Here is a 19,648-nt window from a genome sequence, read left to right as displayed (position 1 = left end):
ACAGGTTGAAGGCATCGCAAGGCGTCAGGACATTGCACAGTGCGTCATCTTGCCCAGACAGAACGCTTAGATAAAGAGGTCAGAGAATGCGTATAGCCTTGGCTTGGTATCGCGGGTTGCTTGTGAGTTTTGCAATCTTTCTGGTTTTAGTGGCAAGTCCTGTTCGCGCCTTGGAGTCCAATGCATATCGGTCCGAAGCACTGACGGCGCGCTTGATCGTCGCGGAAGCGGGAATCGCCCCGGGATCGCTGTTTCTTTCGGCGGGTTTGAAGATTGAATTGGAGGAAGGATGGAAAGCGTACTGGCGGTCACCCGGCGAGGTTGGCCTGCCGCCGGAGATCGACTGGGAAGGGTCCACAAACCTTGAATCCGTCGACATGCTTTGGCCCGCACCCACGCGTTTTCGCGCCTTCGGAATTGAAAACTTTGGCTACGGCAAGAAAGTTACATTTCCGTTACAATTGCAGCTTATGGATTCTGATAAGTCAGCCGAGCTGAAGGCAATCGTCAATCTGCTGATCTGCTCCAATGTGTGCGTCCCGGAAAGGTTTGAACTGACTCTCCCTGTTCCATTGGGATCCGGCGTCGACGCTAGAGCCGCGACCGAAATCGCGACATGGGCCGCTCGCGTACCTGTCGTAGGAACAGAAAGCGCAATAGCGATCTCGGGCGCAGCGCTGAAGCAGGGTCAATCTTTGGTTATTCACATGACGCGGCCTTCTGGCTGGAACAATCCCGATATTTTTCCGGAGTCTGATGCAGGCTCTGCATTCGGTGCGCCCGATATCCGCATTACAAATGATCGTACCGGTCTTTGGGCAAGTATTCCGATTCTCGCGTTAAGCGAGGAACAATCCTCCCTTCGAATTACTGTCGTGGACGACGATGTCGCGGTTACATTCGATGATGTGAACACCACCGACATTGTACCTGCTCCACCTTACGCATCCGAAACCGGCCAGGATAGCGGTCAGTTTTTCCCGATTCTCTTCCTGTCCTTCCTGGGAGGGTTGATACTGAACGTAATGCCATGCGTCTTGCCGGTTCTATCGATCAAATTCGGATCGGCGCTTCGAATGAAGAATCGCTCCGTTTCACAATTGCGCGCGGGGTTTGTCGCTACGGCTGGGGGAACTGTTGCTTTCATGTGGGTACTGGCCTTAGCGGTCATAGCGCTGCAGATGCTCGGATATGCCGTTGGATGGGGTATGCAATTTCAGAATGCATATTTCTTGACAGCACTCATTCTCGTTGTCGGACTCTTCGCGACTAATTTGTTTGGAGTTTTTGAAATTTCTTTGCCCAGCAGTTGGATGGCGAGGCTATCTGGCCGCTTTGGGCGGGGGTATGCCGAAGACTTCTCCACCGGCGCTCTGGCTGCGATACTTGCAACGCCTTGTTCCGCCCCGTTGCTGGGGACAGCCATTGCCTTCGCGCTTTCCGGCACGACAGGCGATATACTTGCGGTTTTCACAGCGATGGGGATTGGGCTTGCACTGCCATATATTCTGGTTGCCGCTTGGCCTGGTTTTCTGTCCCGACTGCCCAAACCGGGACCTTGGATGATAAGATTGAAAATTGTTCTCGGATTGCTGCTTGCCGGAACCGTTGCATGGCTATGCTGGGTCTTGATCGGTGTGACGTCGCCAACCCTCACAGGCTTGGTGCTGCTGGGTCTTGGGTTCATCGTACTGGCTACGAGAGCCTATCAGGCCCAGCCCAATAACGGTTTGCTGTGGGGAATGACTGCGGTTTTGGGCATGACATTGGCGGCCCCTGCACTGCTGCCAAAAGGCTCCGATGATGTAACAGACTCGATCAATTCTTACTGGGTCGAGTTCGACCGGTCCCGGATCGCGCGTGAAGTGTCGCAAGGCAAAACCGTATTCGTGGACGTCACTGCGGATTGGTGTATCACTTGTAAAGCAAACAAAACCCTGGTCCTAGATCGTGAACCAGTTTTGGGAGCACTTGGCGAGGAAGGGGTGATTGCGATGCGCGCGGATTGGACGCGACCGGACGCGAGAATCCAATCCTATCTCGAGGCACACGGCAGATACGCAATTCCGTTCAACATCGTCTACGGTCCAGATGCGCCTGAAGGTATCATTCTATCTGAATTGCTATCCGTGGATGCGGTTCTCGAAGCGCTGTCGGCTGCCGATCTCAGCGCTGTCCGAAAACGATGAAATAGTGCCGTTGCATCGCTCAAGAGAGGCAGAACCTGCAATGGTTCAGTTTCAGGTGAAGGGAAGCTGTTATGTATCTGAGAATTCGCAGCCTCAATTTATTTTTTGATCCGATCCAATCGGGCCGTGGCGGCGGCACGCGTCGGGTCGGTTTCCGGAAGGCTTTCGGCCAAGCTGCGCGCTTTGTCGGCGGCTTTCTGGGCAGCATCAAAGTCACCCAACACACTGTACGCCTCCGCTAGCCGAAGCCATCCTTCAAGATTGGCTGGGTCATTCAACAATCGCGCCGCCAAGCGGTCAACCATGGAGCGGACAAAAGTGCTGCGCTCCTCGACTGACATATCTTGGGCGGCCTCGATATCGACCGCACGGGGGCCCCGTGCGTCCTGTGGATCCGGAATTAAATCAGCTAGAGTGACAGGGGTCTCTCCGACCTGTTCCCCCAATCGGTTGGCGACAGACAGAAAAAGTTCCATCCACGGATAGGCGCGATCCGCTCTCTTGAGACGCTCGATCAAAAGCGCCCTCGCTTCCTCTGGAACCCCGTCCTGTTCGAGGATCCGGGCCCTATAGAAAATTGGGCCTGGATCATCAGGGTCCATCTCTGATGCACGTTCGATCACGCTTTTCGCTTGCGGCGTCACGATCCCGTTCTCGGCTGCGATCAAGGCCTCGGCAAATAGCAGTAGGGTTGAGATATCTACATTGTCGCGAACTGTGACGCGTTCGAATGCATCGGCGGCATCATCGTAACGAGCTGTACGCATATAGGTCTGACCGAGCAGAACCCAACCATCACTTAGTCCACCCGACTGGTCAGCTTCAAGCCGGGTTTTTAATCTCTGGGTTAACTCTGAGAGGTTTGCGGCTTTCTGGATTTCAGATGCGCGAGACGCCAGAGGCTGGCTGTCGATCTTTGGCGAGCCGATTTGAGAATACAAAGCAAAGGCTACCAATGGCGTAGCAATGGCGGACGCGAAGATGGTGCTTCGCCCACTTGCGCGCGACGACTCAAGTGTCGCAAGCCGACCGGCAGCCAGAATGCGGCGTTTGATTTCAACCCTGGCCGCGTCCCCCTCGGTAACGGATATCAGATTCCGCTCTTGATCAATATCAATTTCGGAAAGCTGATCCTTGAGGATAACCAACGCTCCATCCTTTCTATTCAGGACTTCACCCGTTCGATAGAGACAGGACAAGAACAGGAGGGCGGTGATGGATGCCATTGCGCCTAACACCAACCAAATCATGGGCCTCTCCGTCCTTCATTCTCCTTAAAAATGGCCTCGAACTCACGCTCTTCATCGGGGCTCAGTGGATCAGCAGTGCCATCAAGAACCGCCCTGCTTCGGCGCCTGATTGTGACAAAGACAACGCTAATCCCAACGGCAAGAAGAACCGCAGGTCCGAACCACAACAAATATGTGGCGGGTTTCAGTCGCGGCTTGAAAAGGACGAAGTCACCGTAGCGATCCACGAAAAACGCAATGATCTCGTCATCTGTTTCACCTGCAATCAGACGTTCGCGCAGCAAGGTGCGCATCGTTCGGGCAACACCAGCATTCGAGCTATCGATATCCTGATTTTGGCAGACAACGCAGCGTAACTGCTTTGAAAGCTGCCGGGCGCGCGACTCAAGCACCGGATCATCCAGCAACTCATCTGGCTCCACAGCCCAGGCCGCGGTTGTCGCGGCAAGCACCAGCACCAGTGAATAGAGCCAACCCTTCATGATTGACCACCTGCTGCGGCCAACGCAGCACGAATTTCATCCTGTGCCTCTGGCGTCACAATGGGACCAACATAGCGATAGACTACGATCCCCGTTCCATCGATCACGAAAGTCTCCGGTACGCCGGAGATACCCCACTCAATCCCGACGCGGCCTTCGCTGTCTGATCCGATCCTCTCATAGGGGTTGCCAAGCTCCTCCAGCCAATTGGCTGCATCTGCTGATTTGTCCATGTAGTTGATCCCCATCAGCCGAACACCGTCCTGTTCGACAAACCTTGTGAGCACCACATGCTCAGCACGACAGGGCACGCACCATGAAGCGAATACATTGACCAAAACCGGCTCGCCAACGCTACGAAGGGCTGCGGACGACAGTCCGGGTGTCTGAGTACCCTCTACCGGTGGGAGTTCAAAATCCGGAACTGGTTCGGAGACCAAAGCGGAAGGGATTGCGTTAGGATCACGGTCTGGGTTGAGCCCCCAGAACAAAAATCCACCCAAGACTACTGCGATCAGCGCTGGCAGCGCGAGAATGATTTTCTTCATCGTATCATTCCGCCGGTTGAAGCGCTGACGACCGGCTCTTTGGCGACGGCGCACCCACCCGCAATCTCCGGTCCGATAGCGAGAGGGACCCGCCAAGCACCAGCATCGTCGCTCCGATCCATATCCAATTAACCAGTGGTTCGTAGAGGATGCGCAAATTCCACTGGCCCGACGCCGTTTCGGCCGCAGGTTCACTGATGGTGACGTAGAGATCACCGCTTAGCGTTGATCGGATTGCAGATTCGGTTGTGGACGTCCCCGCAACTGGATAGCTTCTGCGCTCCGGACGAAGAAGCGTAATCTCCCGTCCATCTTTCAAGACGCGAAGCTGGCCTTGTTGTGCGATGTAGTTTGGACCACGGAACCGTTCGACGCCGTCGAATATTACCTCAAAACCTGCGATGTCCACGGTCGACCCCGGTTCTGCGAAAAGAACACGTTCTTCCTTCCAGGCTGTTGAACCTACGAATCCAAGCACAAGCATTGCAACGCCAAGATGCGCGAGCGTCATACCGTGCGCGGAGCGCGGCAGGTTCCGCGCGCGACGCAGCGACTGAGAAAGCGGTAGATCAAAGAGCTTGATACGCAGCGCCCATTCGCGCAAAGTCGCAAAAAAAACCCAGGCTGCAATCCCTATTGAGACCACAGCGAGCAGGGGCCCGTTTGTCTGAAGGTACCAAACGATCCCCGCGACACCAATCGCGATACCAAAAATCAAACGCAGCCGTTGCCAGATACCGGGAAGATCGGCCCGTTTCCAAGACAGGAATGGGCCAACTCCCATTATTATGACGAGCGGCAGCATGAAAGGGATAAAAGTCGCGTTGAAATACGGTGGTCCTACAGAGATCTTTTCTTCAGTCACCGCTTCCACAAACAATGGATAGAGTGTTCCAAAAAGGACGGTCGCCGTTGCGGTCGCGAGCAGAAGATTATTGAGCAAAAGCCCAGCCTCGCGGCTGATTGGCCGAAAGACGCCAACCGATCCAAGCTGAGGCGCGCGCCATGCGTAAAGTGTCAGTGAGCCGACAATTGTCACACCAAGAAGGCCGAGAATGTACACGCCGCGCGCTGGGTCGACCGCGAACGCGTGAACGGATGTCAAAATGCCGGATCTGACGATAAATGTCCCAAGAAGTGACAGAGAAAAGGTCAGGATGGCTAAAAGAATGGTCCAGCTTTTGAACGTATCCCGCTTTTCCGTGACAATAGCCGAGTGCAGGAGTGCCGTGCCGAGAAGCCAAGGCATGAAGGATGCGTTTTCAACCGGGTCCCAAAACCACCAGCCGCCCCAGCCAAGTTCGTAATAGGCCCACCAAGAGCCGAGTGCGATCCCCGCAGTGAGGCTGATCCAGGCCGTCAGAGTCCATGGCCGCACCCAACGCGCCCATGCGGGATCCACCCGGCCCTCTATCAGAGCCGCGACCGCGAAGGAGAAGACGATCGAGAAGCCGACATACCCAAAATACAAGAGCGGGGGGTGCATCGCCAACCCGATGTCCTGCAGAAGCGGGTTAAGATCCGTGCCATCCAGAGGCGGCGGGAAAACCCGCTCGAACGGATTGGATGTAAAGAGCATGAAGCTCAGGAAACCGACACTAATCCAGGCTTGAACCGATAACGTTCGCGCTTTGAGACCAACCGGAATGTTTCTGCCCAGCAGCGCGACCCCAGCCCCGAAAAGTACGAGAATAAGGGTCCAGAGAAGCAGGGACCCTTCGTGGCTGCCCCAAGTGCCCGCAACCTTGAAGATCATCGGCTTTAGCGAGTGGGAATTTTCCACTACGTTTTGAACAGTGAAATCACTGACAACAAATGAGCGCATGAGTGCGCCAAACGCAATTGCAACCAATGTCACCTGAATCGCGGCTGTCGTCTTCGCACTTTCCATCCAGAGCACGCGCCCCGTGTTCGCCCCTACAATTGGCAGGACACTTTGAACAATTGCGACTGCAAGCGCCAAGACTAGCGCAAACTGTCCAATCTCAGGCGTCATGTTGCATGTTCCCGACGAGCGCTCTCGGATCACGGAGAACGACTTCTCCACTATGGCATTGGTCAACGAGATTTCTTATCATTTCGATCTACTTCGGCCAGTCGAGAACGGTTTCGCGAATTATTGACATCGACCCAACCGGAAACTTTCTGTGTCCAAGTCGCGATTGGAGCCACTGTGTTGATTCGACTTCATCGTAGTTCCTGAAGCAGCTGTAGGTTCAAACGTTTTAATTTTTGCTTTGGCTCTCAGATCCGCTGATTGCTATCTTTTAATATTTAAAACGCTTTGCACGGACCTTGGCACCGTGGATGCTTGCAGATCGTCACCAGCGTGACGTCGATCGCGAACCTAACCAATACGACAAATGACAATCTGGGCAGTCATTCAAAACGGATGGCAACTTCCCATTCACAGTCGCGTGACGTCCCGTCTCAGAAGGATAAAAGAGCTTGAACCTACAGCTGCTGCAGGATGTACGAGAAAGAAAAAATCGGAGCAGAAATTGTGCAAAGCTGCGTGGTGCTTTCAGGTCTTCAGAAGATATTGTGGATGCTGGCGGGTGCGGCATCGTTCGCCTTTATCGGGTTTTTGTTATCGGCTGACTACCGTGCCGCCAGCTGGCGAGATGTAAGTGAACCGCCGTTTTTTGCGGAGTTCGAACTAACAGGGCACAATGGAATGGTTTTTACAGAAGAGGACTTCGAAGGCCAGTGGATGCTGGTTTTCTTCGGCTTCACAAATTGTCCTGACATCTGTCCAACGACGCTCTCAGAGGTCGCAGCGGTGATGGAGGGTTTGGGAGATGACGCGTCAAAAGTCCAACCAATCTTCATCACGATAGATCCCCAACGAGACAACCCGACCGCACTGGCGCAGTATGTGCCAAAGTTCGACGCGGGCATCATCGGGCTCACAGGCACACCGGAACAGATCGATGAGACATCCGAAACCTTTCCAATCTTCTACGAGCGGATCGAGGAAGCTGCAGCACCAGACGGCTATACAATGGGGCATACATCACATCTTTTCCTTTTCGACACGCAAGCAGGCTTCGCAAAATCTTGGCCCTATGGCACCCCCGCTCAAGATATCCTCGCCGACCTAAGAGAGAGGCTCTGATTTTATGACCCGACTTTCCGGAGAGACTGCTCTCGGCCTGGCTTGGTTCATCGCGCTAAACGCATCTCTCGCCGTACTCTTCATCGGGGAGGTGCTGGGGCAGACTCCTTGCTTACTCTGCTGGGTTCAACGCACTTTCATGTTCCCCTTGGCCATAATTCTCGGGCTTGGGCTGTGGTGGCAGGACCGGCGCGTCGGTCGCTACGCGATCGCGCTGGCTATCGGTGGCGCCGCCATAGCACTTTGGCACCTCGGCCTCTATTTCGGGCTGATTCCCGAACGCATCCAGCCCTGCACTGCGAGCGGCCCATCCTGTACCGACGACAATCAATTGTTCTTCGGCATTCCTATCCCACTGATGGCGCTCGTCGCCTTCGCGATGATCGGTCTGCTGTCGGCTGTCTCACTGAAGGAAACACAAAAATGAAACGACGCGGCCTCATCCTGTCCGTTCTCGCTCTCGGTGCCGCCGGTTTCGGCGGTGCCGCATGGTACGCAACCCGCCCCGAGGCGATTGCCGAGGCCGCCCCCGTCGACCCGCAATTGGCCGATGGGCTGATCCGGCCCTATTCCCCGATCCTCGGCCCCGAGACGGCGCCTGTCACGATTGTCGAGTTTTTCGATCCAGCTTGCGAGGCGTGCCGCGCATTCTATCCCGTGGTCAAGGATATCATGGCTGGGCACGGTAATGCGGTACGTGTCGTAATTAGATACACTGCCTTTCACGGGGACGCTTCGGTGGAAGCGATCCGTGTTCTTGAAGCTGCGCGGATGCAGGACGTGTTCGAACCGGTGCTCGAAGCGGTCTTGCAAGAGCAGCCCCGATGGGCGTCCCATGGTGCGCCGGAGCCGGGTTTGCTCCTTGAGATTGCCGCAAGCGGAGGTCTGGATGTCGAAGCTGCCCAGACGCAGATGCTGGCCCCCGATGTTGTAGCGGTGCTGAACCAAGACCGTGCCGATGTCAAAACGTTTCGCGTGCGACAAACGCCCACGTTTTACGTAAATGCCAAACCGCTAGACCCGTTCGGTGAGGCGGAACTACGGCGGCTGGTGGCGACGGAAGTTGCGGCCAGCCAAAGTTGATACGCGGTCAGATGCAGGAGAAATTGTCGTGAAAAAACTTCCACACATCAAGGGATTGGCCTTTCTCTTGCTGCTCACGGGCCTGTCGGCCCCGGGATTTGCCGGCTCGGAGGATGTCGTCGTCGAGAGCGCGTGGTCCCGCGCCTCGATCGGCACGAGCCGTCCGGGGGCTGCCTACATGACCGTGCGCAACAGGGGTGACGACGTCGTTACCCTGACCAAAATTGCGACACCGCTGGCAATGATGCCCCAGATCCATGAGACGAAAACCGACTCCGCTGGCCTCAGTTCCATGGCGCCTGCAGGCGAGATCACGATTGAGCCCGGCCAAAGCGTGGCATTGGAGCCGGGCGGGCTGCACGCCATGCTCATGAAGCTGCAAGAGCCGATGGCCGAAGGCGAGACTTTCCCGCTGACACTGACCTTCTCGGATGGCGGCAAGGTGACGGTCGAGGTCCCAATCCTCGGGATCGCCGCGCGTGGACCAGAGGGCTGATGCAACGTCGGCAGCTCCTTCTATACGGCGCAGCCGGTGCCGGCGTCCTTGGCATGACGCTCTTCGTGGGCTGGTGGCGGGTGGACGGGCTTGGTGCGCCTGAACCAAAAGGGCAGCGGCCCCTGCCCCTATCGGCGATGGAGTTTCGGCTGACCGACCACGAGGGAAATGAGGTAGGGCCTGGCACCCTGATCGGTCGTCCGACAATGGTATTCTTCGGGTTCACCTACTGCCCGGACATCTGCCCGACGACCCTATCGGATATTTCCGGCTGGCTTGAGGAACTGGGCGACGAAGCATCAGAGATGAACGTTGTCTTCATCACGGTCGATCCGGAGCGGGACACGGTTGAGGCCATGGCCGAATATGTCGGCTATTTTCATCCGGTCATTCGTGGCTGGACGGGGCCGGAAGACCAGATTGCCCGCGTCACAGAAGGGTTTCGTGCCTCATTTGAGCGCGTCCCGACTGAGGGCGGCGGCTATACGATGAACCATACGGCAAGCGTATTCCTGTTCGATGCCGAGGGTGAGCTCGTCACGATGATCGACTATCACGAACCAAGAGAATTCGCGGTGCCAAAGATCCGGCGCGCACTGACAGAAAACGTAGAGGGGGCAAAATGAAGATAGGAACTGTCTTGGCGGCCGTGGCGGTCGCAGGCGCGATTTCGGTTGCCGGCATCGCCATCTCTGGCGTTCTGTCCAAAGAACCGGTGCCCCCTTCGATTGCTGAAGCGACCCTCTGGACTCCCGATCCGCTCACGCCGCCCCGGATTGCCGAAATCAATTCGGTCCGCCCTACACTCGCCCAGGCGGATATCGCATTCGAGTTCAGACCCGTGCCCCTCCTGACCGTTTCCCCCACAGATACCTCCTTGCCATCTATCGAGCCCTCGCTGGTCACCTGGTCGCGCGAGATTGCGTCGGGCGAGACGCTTGATGCGGTCCTCTCCGATGCGGGGCTGGATGCTTCGGATCGCGCCGAAATCGCCTTGGCGATTGGCGCGGAATACGATTTGCGCCGTCTGCGTCCGGGTCACATCGTTACCGTGGTTTCCACAACGGACGACAACCCGCGTCGTGTAGAACTCGCCGTCGAAGACGGTGTCCGGATAGAGGCGGTCTTCGGCGAACTGCTTGCCGCTCGCGTGTTGGAGCCGGACCCCGAATTGGTGACTTTCGCCGGCAAGGCGGTGATCGAGAGCTCGATTTTCGCTGCCCTGGACACGGCAGACATCCCCGCCCGTTTTGCGGTGGACCTGGCGCAGATGCTGGGCGGCACCGTGGATTTCCGTCGTGATCTCGCGGGTGGCGAGACGATGCGCCTCCTTTGGCGCGAGGCCCGAGACGGGAACAAGAGGATTGGTCAGCCTGAGCTTGCCTTCGCTGAGCTGGATCTTGGTGGATCGGTCTACGAGATCGTCTGGCCGGACGACGGCAGCGGTCAAGCGACGATCTATGTCGACGGAGAAGTGCTGCGCGTGTTTGCGCAACCGGTGGAAGGAGCGCGGCTGAGTTCCGTCTTTGGCCGTCGCACACACCCAGTCTATGGGAATGTGCGCATGCACACCGGCGTCGACTTTGCCGCGGCAAGCGGTACGCCGGTAAAAGCAACGGCGCCCGGACGCGTGAGCTTTATCGGACGTCGTGGTGGATATGGCCGGGTGGTGGAGATAGCGCATGGATCCGACACCTTGACACGATACGCACATCTCAGCGAGGTGCCGGACACACTCGAACAAGGGCAGCGAGTGATGGCCGGAGATTTGATCGGCCGCGTCGGTGCAACTGGCACCGCAACCGGCCCAAATCTGCATTATGAGGTTCTGGTCGACGGTCGCCCGACCGATCCTCTCTCTGACGACCGACTAGCAGAGGCGGCCGAGCGTGAAGCGGACGACACGGCCGCGCTTGAGCGACTGAGTGAGGCGCGTTCACTTCTGGCTGAGAGGCTCGCCAGCGAATTTGCCGAAACGACAACCGAAAGGCTTTGATCCATGAAACGATTGGCTCCCGCCCTTGCAGTCACGCTGGCCTTGTTTCCCGCGGGGCAAGCTGTCGCCGTTGCGATCCAGATTGACGTCCGAAAGACAAACGGCTGCGGCTGTTGTCACTCCTGGATGAAGCATCTGGAGGAAAGCGGATTCGCGCCGACAGGCGAGGACATGTTCGGCGGATCTCTTGTGCGCTTCAAACTCGACAATGGCGTGCCTCAGCGCATGGTGTCCTGCCATACGGCTTTGGTCGACGCCTACGTGATCGAAGGTCATGTGCCGGCATCAGACATTCAGCGTTTTCTGGATGAGCGTCCTGATGCAGTGGGGCTGGCGTTGCCGGGAATGCCCTATGGCTCGCCGGGCATGGGACCGGAAGACGATCGTGAGGCTTATGACGTCTTCCTGATCCGCGGCGATGGATCGACCGAGATCTTTAGCAGCTATTCGGCCGCTGACTGACGTATCGCCGAGACTTCAGCGCTTGGAACCCTTCTCTCCAATTACCCTTGGCTTTCTTGGAAGCCTGGCCGCCGGATCGCTGACTGCGGTCGGGGCGGTCCCAGTTCTTTTTGGGCGCATCCCGTCCCGGGCTACGCGCGATCTGCTGCTTGGCTTCGCAGCGGGTGTCATGCTCGCTGCTTCGTTTTTTTCGCTGATCATTCCGGCTCTCGACGCAGCCGAAGGACAGTTCGACAACGGTGCTCTCCCGGCGGCCATCGTTTGCGTTGCGATTCTGCTTGGCATGGGCGCCGTTGCTCTGATGAACGAACGGCTACCGCATGAGCATTTCAAGTCGGGGCGGGAAGGCCCAGACGCCGCATCGCTGCGCCGCGTCTGGCTTTTCATCATCGCGATCACGATCCACAATTTTCCCGAAGGGCTTGCCGTCGGCGTCGGGTTCGGGGCTGACGGTTTGTCGGGCGGGTTGCCACTTGCTATCGGTATTGGATTACAGAATGCCCCCGAAGGTCTGGCGGTGGCGGTTTCGTTGCTCGGCGAGGGCTATTCCAGGTTTCGCGCCTGGGGCATCGCCGCTCTGACCGGTCTCGTCGAGCCTTTCGGTGGGCTTCTCGGCGCGGGCATTATCAGTCTTTCGCAACCGCTGCTGCCTTGGGGTCTCGCCTTCGCAGCAGGTGCGATGCTCTACGTCATCAGCCACGAGATCATTCCGGAAACCCACCGGTCCGGCCATCAGAACAGGGCGACGCTCGGCCTCGCGGTTGGTCTTGTGATCATGTTGTTCCTCGACGTCTGGCTGGGATAAGCGTATGAGAACTTGCCTCTTCGTCGGTCTGCTTGCTGCTCTAATCGCCTTTCTTGTCGATCAGGCAACGAAGGCAATCGTTGTTTCCAATGCGACTGTACTTAGTTCCGGTGTATCGGTCTTTCCCGGCTTCAATCTCATCTACCTGCGCAATGACGGGGTGACCTTCGGGCTTCTCGGCGGTGCGCCATGGTGGAGCCTTGTCGTATTGGCGCTTGGCATCTGCGTCTGGTTGGCGGCCATGCTGATCCGTTCCAGCAGCCGGGTCGAGGCCATTGCCTATGGTGCGATCATCGGCGGTGCTCTTGGCAATATTCTGGACCGCCTGCGCTTTCGTGCAGTGACGGATTTCTTCGATTTCTACATCGGGACGGCGCATTGGCCTGCCTTCAACATGGCCGATATTTTTGTGGTTGGCGGCGTGGTGCTGCTCAGTGCGCCGTGGGTTGGCGCTCGACTTCAGACCGATTCATGAAGCCAGGTTTGCCGCAGTTCGTTAGTGAGGACCCAAACCTCTTCCCGCGCATAGGTCTTGCCCTTGTTGCCGGCGGATTGACGGTTTTGACCCTTCCGCCGTTTTCTTGGCTCATCGCGGTCCCTGTCTCCTTCTCCGTGCTCTTTATTGTTCTCCGGAACATCTCAACCTCGCGCGCTTTCCTTGTCGGTTGGGCTTTCGGACTGGGCCAATTCGGGATTGGAATTTCCTGGATCGCCGAGAGCTTTTACGTCGATGCCGAACGTTTCGGCGCACTGGCGATCCCAGCAGTAGTGGGACTGTCCGCCGGGCTAGCGATTTTCCCGGCCAGCGCAGCTATGCTTTTTGCCGCCATAATGCAGCATCGAGTTCTCCATGGTATTAAGGCGGGCCTTTTGCTTGCGACCTGCTGGATGGCCACGGAATGGCTGCGGGGTCATGTTCTGACAGGATTTCCGTGGAACCTTGCTGCATATGCTTTGGTCGATCACGCCGCGCTGCGACAGCCAGCGGCCTGGGTTGGAAGCTACGGCATGAGCTTTCTCACGGTCTTCATCGGCACCTTGCCAAGTGTTTTGATTGCGGTAGCGCCAAAGAGACGTCTGTCCGTTTTCGCGCTCTTTTCCGTTGCGATGACGGGTCTCTGGGGTGGCGGTACACTTTGGTCAAGTCAAGACGTTCCGCCGACAGACATTACATTGCGCATTGTTCAAGGCAATGTGCCGCAAGTCGAGAAGTGGGCACCGGGCAGCCGCAAGCGAACCTTGGAAAAATACCTGAGATTGTCTGTGCGACCCGGCCGTTTCGATCTGCTGCTTTGGCCGGAAACGGCTTTCCCCGGTTTTCTGGACGAGGACGCCATTGCGCGCACGCAAATATCTGCGGCTTTGCCAGACGGCAGGGTCCTTTTGACAGGTGCGCCGGACCGCGTAGAGGGAGATGGGGCAACCAGATATTTCAACACTGTACAAGCCTATGACGGCAGCGGTGAGATTCTGGCGGGATATGCAAAACATCATCTCGTTCCGTTCGGGGAATATGTGCCCCTGAAAGGCTTGCTGCCCTTTGAGCGGCTGACAGAAGGGTTAGGCGATTTTACGCCAGGACCAGGGCCACACACACTGGCGATCCCTGGGGCACCTCTGGTCGGGGTGGCGATCTGTTACGAGATCATTTTTCCGGGCCAGGTGGTCGATGAGCTTCTCCGTCCTGACTGGATATTCAACGGTACAAATGATGCATGGTTCGGAACCAGCATTGGACCTGAGCAACACCTCGCTTCCGCGCGCATGCGCGCGGTCGAGGAAGGGCTTCCCGTGGTCCGCGCGGCCAACACTGGGATATCCGCGATTATCGATGCCAGCGGAGAGATCGTCGCCCGTCTCGACATCGGGCAAACTGGTGTCATAGATGCCAGGCTTCCGGCAGCGCATGCGCCCACGCCTTACGCACGTTTCGGTGATTGGACGTCGCTAGCGCTCATCTGTGCGGCCTGGGGCATAGCCTTTGCCGTCGGATTCATATGTCAACGTTTCAATCGCGAAAATACAAGATCGGAGGAATTGTGATGCTGGTGCTCGCGGGATTTGTCGGAGGTACGATTTGGGGTGGCTATCTGGCGCGGCGACGGAAAGGGGACCGCCTGGATATGCTTCAATATGCGACAAGCTCCGGCATTGTCTTCGGCTTGCTCGCCTATTTCGCCTCGTTGATCTTCTTGCGCATCATATCCTGAAACTAGTTTTGTACGGGCGACGAATTGAGACGGCTGATCCTCATTTCACTATATTTGTTCCTGTCGATTTTTGCATCAGGCTTGTTCGTTTGGGGTGCTGGCTACTTTCTGCTCAGTGCCTCCGTTCCTGACTATGAAGAGAACTTTAGCGTTGCGGGTATAGAAGGCCCGGTTAACGTCCTGAGAGATGCTTCAGCTATACCACACATTTCCGCCGGCTCCGCTGCAGACAGCTATTTCGCGCTCGGGTTCGTTCACGCGCAAGACCGGCTGGGGCAATTATTGAGGGCAAGGCGGACAGCGCAAGGTTTATTGCCACTTGAGCAGATAGCTGAACTTGAACCGTCGACATCGGATGCACTCGAAGCATATGCCGCAGGTGTTAACGCCTGGCTTGGGCTGGTGTCCGAAGGCGGGCGCGGCAGAGGCGCACCTGAACTGTTGATCGCGGATGAGAGAACGATCGCGGCGTGGAGGCCCGTTGATAGCATCAATGTCGCAAACGCATTTCTGAACGATCTTCGCCCCGATAAACTTCAGAACGAACTGTCTGGATTCCCAGATAACCAGATTCCGTCAGATCGACCCGCGACACCCGAGTTGTTTGCCGCTTCTCCAAGGGTCAAACTGACTGCGTGGGCGTTGCCCGAAGATCGGACTACTACCGGAGCACCGATGCTTGCGGCGGATATCAGTGGTCCTTTGTCACTGCCGTCCGAATGGTACTTGGCAGACCTTCAAACGCCGGAAGGGGTCGCGATTGGCGCTACGATGCCAGGCGTGCCTTTCATTGTCGTTGGTCACAACGAGCGCGTCGCCTGGGCGTTCAGATCTTTTTCGCCAAATGAAATAGAAGAACCAGAAGTTTCCAAAGCTGCGCAGACAAGTGATTTCTTGATGATGCTCGACCGTCTGGCCAAGTCCGCCGGTGTGAACTATGCTCTGAACGCAACCATGAACAAGGTGCCAGATGGATTGGAGGTCCTAGCGGTCGACCGGACAACTCTGGCGGTTTGGCCTGAAAGCGAGGTCAAGCGTCCTGGATCATTTCAAGACGCCAGACTTGCAGTTCTCGATGATCGCCGGCCCGTATTCACTGTCGAGAGCGCGATTGCGGTTCAACGCGACACGGTCAGCGCTGTCGCGCGTACCCTTCTTCCGCTGATGGCAAAAGAGCTCTGGTTCGTGAGTTCCGCAAGCGACATCAATGAGAACAAAGTCGGAAAGCTTCGCGAAGAAGTTTTGGACGAGCTTTCTCAATGGAATGGCGAGATGGGTCGCTACTCACTGGAACCGCTCGTGTTCTGGACATGGGTACGTGCTTTGCAAAGACGCATACTTCAAGATGAGTTTCCATCTGCAACTGCGGTCTGGACCAGACCGAATCCTGATTTCCTATCCGCGGTCCTTTCAGATCGAAGAGGGAGCGCAATCTGGTGCGACATCCGCCCGTCCGCCCGCATTGAGACCTGCCAGGATCAGGCTCGTGCAGCTCTGGATGATGCCATTGCCAAGCTTGTTGACCGGTACGGAAGCGATCCTTCAGTCTGGTTCTGGGGCGCGGAACACACACTGAATATGCAGTGGTCGCCAATCCAGTCGAACGGGATTATCAGCGATTTGTTGTCTCTCGAAGCGCCATACTCGGGTGACCCTTATACACTGATCGCTTCTGACAATGACCGCCCGGTCGCCTCCAGCGTCGGCACTAATTTTCAGGCAGTCATGTCGTTTTCGGATGAAAGCCTCTCCTATTTCATCACGCCTGCCGGTCAGTCCGGCCATCCGCTGTCACGTTTCTACGACAACCTGTTTCCTAGGTGGATGCAGAGCAAATACCTCGTGATGTCAACCGATCTATCTTTGGCCCGGGGTGGCGCAGTAGGAACTTCGCGACTTTCACCCTTATCCGCCTACAGCCGGGCAGTAAAACAAGGGAGGAGCCGATAATCACATATTTCCTCCTTTTCGACCCGTTTGGATATGCGATTTCGCCAGTGTCCCTTGTTTCCGTCAGCTTGGCCGCATGGTACTACATGCGCGGCCTCGCGCGATCCGCTCGTATTCGCGGGACGGTTTCTCTTTGGCGGCAGGCTATGTTCTTCGCTGGCTTGACCTGCATTTTCGTGGCCACGAATGCGTCTCTGGCTTCATTGGGGCACAGCCTCTTTTCGGTGCACCAGGTGGAACATCTTCTCCTTCGCCTTGCAGGACCACTGCTCATCGCTGTTTCGCAGCCGTGGCGCATCCTGCAAGCCGGTTTGGAAAGTCGGTGGCGTCGATACCTCGGCGCGCTGGCGAACGCCTGGTTCGTGCGGTTCATGGCGCATCCGGCAACCGCCACTGCCTTGCTCATCGCTTCGCTCTTCGTCTGGCAGATACCGGTCCTTTACGGACTTGCGCAGCGCATCGCGGCGGTCGAGCTGCTCGCACATCTGGCGATGGTGCTGGCAGGGATCTGGTATTTCGGCATGCTTTTCGACTGGAGGGATCCCCCTGCCGGTGCGCGACGCGGAGCGAGGCTGATCTCCGGTTTTGTGGTGATTGTTTCAAACATTTTTCTGGGTTCCCTCACGACACTTAAGGAGGTGGCCCTTTATGCCTCCTACCAAACGACAGGCACCGGCTTATCTGCAACTTTATCCGATGAAACGATTGGTGGCTACGTGATCTGGGTCCCATCCTCGATGGTGATGATCGCCGCGATCATTCTGGTCATGAACGGCTGGAACGCTGCGGAAGTGCGTCGCTGGGATGCGCGATACGAACTGACGCGCGCCTCGAACTCCGCCGCGCTCGAATTTCCGGAAACGGCCGAAGAGTTGCGTCTGAAGGTTGCAAAGCCAAATCGTGACATGGGCCGGACGCTCGCCCTGGGCGCGTTGGTCATGTTCTTGATCGTCATGATAACGGTGGTGACGATTGTGTATGCACTGTGATCGTTGCCATCCCGCCAGCACGCAATGCGCAGGCATGACGAGAACTGTTCACGAGGCACCTTGTCGCATCCCGCTTGCGGCTTGGCACGTTGTGATACGCGCCGAAATGATATAGCAAACCGGTATGGATGAGGGGACCGAAGCAACCGAGACGTCGGACCCTACGGCGAGCGATGTCAAGCGAACGACCAGATCGAGCAATCGAATGGTGCTCTGGATTTTGCTGTGCGTTGCCGGTCTCTTTTTCGCAACGGCCTTTGGCGTGGCGATATTGGTAAAATATGGCCCGTACTGACGCGACGATGACCCGCCGAGCGCTGCTCCGGCGCATGGGGTCCGCAGGACTGGTCGTGCCGCTGGCCGCCTGTAACGAGGCTGGATGGTATGGCGAGGATGTAAGCGGGCTTTTACCCGACCTGTCTTTCACCATGACCCGGGCTCAGGACGGGACGCGCGTGACACAGGCCGATTATGAAGGACAGGTCGTCGCGCTGTTCTTTGGCTTTAGCTTCTGCCCCGATATCTGCCCGATGACACTCTCCAACCTGTCCGCTGTGGTCGATCAGCTGGGCGAGGACGCCGCGAAACTGTCGATACTCTTCGTTACAGTGGACCCCGAGCGCGATACGCCCGAGGTGATGACGGAATACGCCGCCGCCTTCACGCCGTGCGTTGACGGGCTGATCGGCACGCCCAACCAACTGGCCCGTCTTGCCCGGCGCCTCAAAGTCACCTACAAGATCGAATCACATCAGCCGGACGACTTGACCTATGATGTATCGCACGGCAAGTCTGTCTATGTTTTCGATGCGCAAGGCGACGCGCGCGTCATATGGCCCGGTTTCGATACGCTACAGGCCGACATCGCTGGGGCCACCGGCGACATCCGCCGCGTGATGAGCGCCTGAAGGCTAAAGGTCTGCGTTGGCGGCGCGCATGTTGCGCACCACCACCAAGAGGCCCAGAACGCTCATCATCGCGGGAGGAATCCAGATGACGATGCCGCCGATCTGCTGGTCGGTCACTGCCGAGATCGAAGGGAAATACCGTCCACAGAAGGCGTAATAGGGAAACAGGTCCACCGTGGCGAAAGAGATCAGTGCGCCCAGAATGATCTGCGGGAACATCACGCCCACGGCCAGCGCCGCGCGCCAGCCGAAGCGCAGCCGCGCGGGCGGCGCGGGACGGGTGTCCAGCACCAGCGCCCAGAACAGGATACCATCCACCGCCATCGACCAGTTCATCATCTGGTACAGAACCGGGTCAAGCATGGCGGCGAAATGCACCGGCGGGATCAGCCAGAACCAGAACAGACCGACGAAGAGTATCACCGCTATGACGGGCTGCTGGATCGTGCGATAGATAACAATCACCAAGCGGCTGGCACAGAGCGCGCGCGACCATTCCGGCGCCCCCGCCAGCAGCACCGGGCCACCCGCGCTGAGCGCCAGCAGGACCGGGCCTACATGATGCATGGCGACGTGCTGCAACCGATTGGTGAAGAACATGCGTTGTGCGAGATATTCGAACCCGGTCTGCGTAGCGCCCCACAGCAACACCAACCCCGTCCAGAAGGCCGCCTGCCGCAATCGGCTCGGGCGGTCTCCCGGCGCGGTCCGCCGGAGCCCGCGCGCGAACCAGAGCCCCGACAGCGTCACCGCGAGATAGATCAGCCAAGAGAATTGATAGGGCAGGATCGCCGGCATCTGCGCCGGAAAGTAGGTGGTTAGCGCCCAGAGAGCCGCGCCAAGCAGCACGATACTGCCATAGGCCAAAGTGTCGCTTGGCAAGGCATTGGCTTCGAGTTTCTGAATGGTCATGGTCGCGATGGTCTTTTGATCGATTGGAAGACGCAACGCAAGAAACAAGTATGTGGCAATTTGTGTGCCCGCCCTGTCAGAGCCTGAGGTGATGATCGGCCAATGATCAGCCGCAGGCCAAGCCTCCGCATAGCTCTGTCGCTATCGCACCGTCCCAGTTGCAGATCACTGTAATATGAGTTGGTCGTAAGTTTTCGCTTGCAGCGATCGTAACTCGATCTTTGGTGTAATATTTTTGAGGCTGTTGTTT

Annotated in this window: 20 protein-coding genes; 15 read left to right on the top strand and 5 right to left on the bottom strand. The window is 57.2% G+C overall.

Going from position 1 to position 19,648, the window contains the following annotated elements:
• The first annotated feature begins 86 nt into the window (after positions 1 to 86).
• Positions 87 to 2,189: a protein-disulfide reductase DsbD family protein gene (locus PVV74_RS19800; RefSeq protein WP_103764577.1), complete on the top strand. Its 2,103-nt coding sequence runs from the start codon at positions 87 to 89 to the stop codon at positions 2,187 to 2,189.
• Between the two features lie 98 nt (positions 2,190 to 2,287).
• Here PVV74_RS19800 and ccmI read toward each other — a convergent pair whose 3' ends face one another.
• The 4 genes from ccmI to PVV74_RS19780 are packed head-to-tail and all read right to left on the bottom strand — an operon-like array spanning position 2,288 to position 6,465.
• Positions 2,288 to 3,439, bottom strand: a complete 1,152-nt coding sequence (ccmI, locus tag PVV74_RS19795; protein WP_274594368.1) for a c-type cytochrome biogenesis protein CcmI — start codon at positions 3,437 to 3,439, stop codon at positions 2,288 to 2,290.
• Positions 3,436 to 3,921, bottom strand: a complete 486-nt coding sequence (locus PVV74_RS19790) for a cytochrome c-type biogenesis protein (RefSeq protein WP_103764579.1) — start codon at positions 3,919 to 3,921, stop codon at positions 3,436 to 3,438. Before PVV74_RS19790 ends, ccmI begins: the two co-directional genes overlap by 4 nt.
• Positions 3,918 to 4,469 (bottom strand): DsbE family thiol:disulfide interchange protein, encoded by a 552-nt coding sequence (locus tag PVV74_RS19785; RefSeq protein WP_103764580.1) that lies wholly within the window; start codon positions 4,467 to 4,469, stop codon positions 3,918 to 3,920. Before PVV74_RS19785 ends, PVV74_RS19790 begins: the two co-directional genes overlap by 4 nt.
• Before the next feature lie 4 nt (positions 4,470 to 4,473).
• Positions 4,474 to 6,465, bottom strand: coding sequence for a heme lyase CcmF/NrfE family subunit (locus PVV74_RS19780; RefSeq protein ID WP_057796639.1), 1,992 nt, complete (start codon positions 6,463 to 6,465; stop codon positions 4,474 to 4,476).
• Between the two features lie 552 nt (positions 6,466 to 7,017).
• Here PVV74_RS19780 and PVV74_RS19775 point away from each other — a divergent pair.
• The 14 genes from PVV74_RS19775 (at position 7,018) to PVV74_RS19710 (ending at position 18,486) form a co-directional block, all read left to right on the top strand.
• Entirely contained in the window at positions 7,018 to 7,587 is a 570-nt protein-coding gene (locus PVV74_RS19775; protein ID WP_172978951.1) for an SCO family protein, read from the top strand.
• 4 nt (positions 7,588 to 7,591) lie between these two features.
• Entirely contained in the window at positions 7,592 to 8,014 is a 423-nt protein-coding gene (locus PVV74_RS19770) for a disulfide bond formation protein B (protein ID WP_057796587.1), read from the top strand.
• Complete coding sequence (locus tag PVV74_RS19765; RefSeq protein WP_103764581.1) at positions 8,011 to 8,670, top strand: DsbA family protein; 660 nt, start codon at positions 8,011 to 8,013, stop codon at positions 8,668 to 8,670. Before PVV74_RS19770 ends, PVV74_RS19765 begins: the two co-directional genes overlap by 4 nt.
• Positions 8,671 to 8,698: 28 nt before the next feature.
• Positions 8,699 to 9,166 carry a copper chaperone PCu(A)C gene (locus PVV74_RS19760; protein WP_245890550.1) on the top strand — a complete coding sequence of 156 codons (468 nt, stop codon included), beginning with the start codon at positions 8,699 to 8,701 and terminating at the stop codon, positions 9,164 to 9,166.
• Positions 9,166 to 9,792: an SCO family protein gene (locus PVV74_RS19755; protein WP_103764582.1), complete on the top strand. Its 627-nt coding sequence runs from the start codon at positions 9,166 to 9,168 to the stop codon at positions 9,790 to 9,792. Before PVV74_RS19760 ends, PVV74_RS19755 begins: the two co-directional genes overlap by 1 nt.
• Positions 9,789 to 11,162 (top strand): M23 family metallopeptidase, encoded by a 1,374-nt coding sequence (locus PVV74_RS19750; protein WP_057796584.1) that lies wholly within the window; start codon positions 9,789 to 9,791, stop codon positions 11,160 to 11,162. Before PVV74_RS19755 ends, PVV74_RS19750 begins: the two co-directional genes overlap by 4 nt.
• Before the next feature lie 3 nt (positions 11,163 to 11,165).
• Positions 11,166 to 11,624: a DUF411 domain-containing protein gene (locus tag PVV74_RS19745; protein WP_057796583.1), complete on the top strand. Its 459-nt coding sequence runs from the start codon at positions 11,166 to 11,168 to the stop codon at positions 11,622 to 11,624.
• Positions 11,625 to 11,646: 22 nt separating this feature from the next.
• Complete coding sequence (locus PVV74_RS19740) at positions 11,647 to 12,429, top strand: ZIP family metal transporter (RefSeq protein ID WP_057796582.1); 783 nt, start codon at positions 11,647 to 11,649, stop codon at positions 12,427 to 12,429.
• A 4-nt stretch (positions 12,430 to 12,433) separates the two neighbouring features.
• Positions 12,434 to 12,904 (top strand): signal peptidase II, encoded by a 471-nt coding sequence (gene lspA, locus PVV74_RS19735; protein WP_057796581.1) that lies wholly within the window; start codon positions 12,434 to 12,436, stop codon positions 12,902 to 12,904.
• Positions 12,901 to 14,472 carry an apolipoprotein N-acyltransferase gene (gene lnt / locus PVV74_RS19730; RefSeq protein ID WP_103764583.1) on the top strand — a complete coding sequence of 524 codons (1,572 nt, stop codon included), beginning with the start codon at positions 12,901 to 12,903 and terminating at the stop codon, positions 14,470 to 14,472. The genes lspA and lnt overlap by 4 nt, the downstream gene beginning before the upstream one ends.
• Positions 14,472 to 14,639, top strand: a complete 168-nt coding sequence (locus PVV74_RS19725) for a hypothetical protein (RefSeq protein ID WP_057796579.1) — start codon at positions 14,472 to 14,474, stop codon at positions 14,637 to 14,639. The genes lnt and PVV74_RS19725 overlap by 1 nt, the downstream gene beginning before the upstream one ends.
• A 24-nt stretch (positions 14,640 to 14,663) precedes the next feature.
• Positions 14,664 to 16,589 (top strand): penicillin acylase family protein, encoded by a 1,926-nt coding sequence (locus PVV74_RS19720; RefSeq protein ID WP_103764635.1) that lies wholly within the window; start codon positions 14,664 to 14,666, stop codon positions 16,587 to 16,589.
• 47 nt (positions 16,590 to 16,636) lie between these two features.
• Positions 16,637 to 17,578 carry a cytochrome c oxidase assembly protein gene (locus tag PVV74_RS19715; RefSeq protein ID WP_236544575.1) on the top strand — a complete coding sequence of 314 codons (942 nt, stop codon included), beginning with the start codon at positions 16,637 to 16,639 and terminating at the stop codon, positions 17,576 to 17,578.
• A gap of 302 nt (positions 17,579 to 17,880) precedes the next feature.
• The gene (locus PVV74_RS19710; RefSeq protein WP_170067263.1) at positions 17,881 to 18,486 is read left to right on the top strand and encodes an SCO family protein; all 606 of its coding nucleotides are present in this window, start codon (positions 17,881 to 17,883) and stop codon (positions 18,484 to 18,486) included.
• A gap of 3 nt (positions 18,487 to 18,489) precedes the next feature.
• Here the strand turns inward: PVV74_RS19710 and PVV74_RS19705 are convergent, their stop codons facing one another.
• A complete protein-coding gene (locus PVV74_RS19705) occupies positions 18,490 to 19,398 on the bottom strand; it encodes a cytochrome c oxidase assembly protein (protein ID WP_146050081.1) in 909 nt (302 codons plus the stop codon).
• Positions 19,399 to 19,648 lie beyond the last annotated feature (250 nt).

The organism is Roseovarius sp. SK2 (assembly GCF_028807495.1).
In the GTDB taxonomy this organism is placed as follows: domain Bacteria; phylum Pseudomonadota; class Alphaproteobacteria; order Rhodobacterales; family Rhodobacteraceae; genus Roseovarius; species Roseovarius confluentis.
Note: the sequence above shows the minus strand (reverse complement) of the source record. Positions and strands in the feature narration are given on the sequence as shown.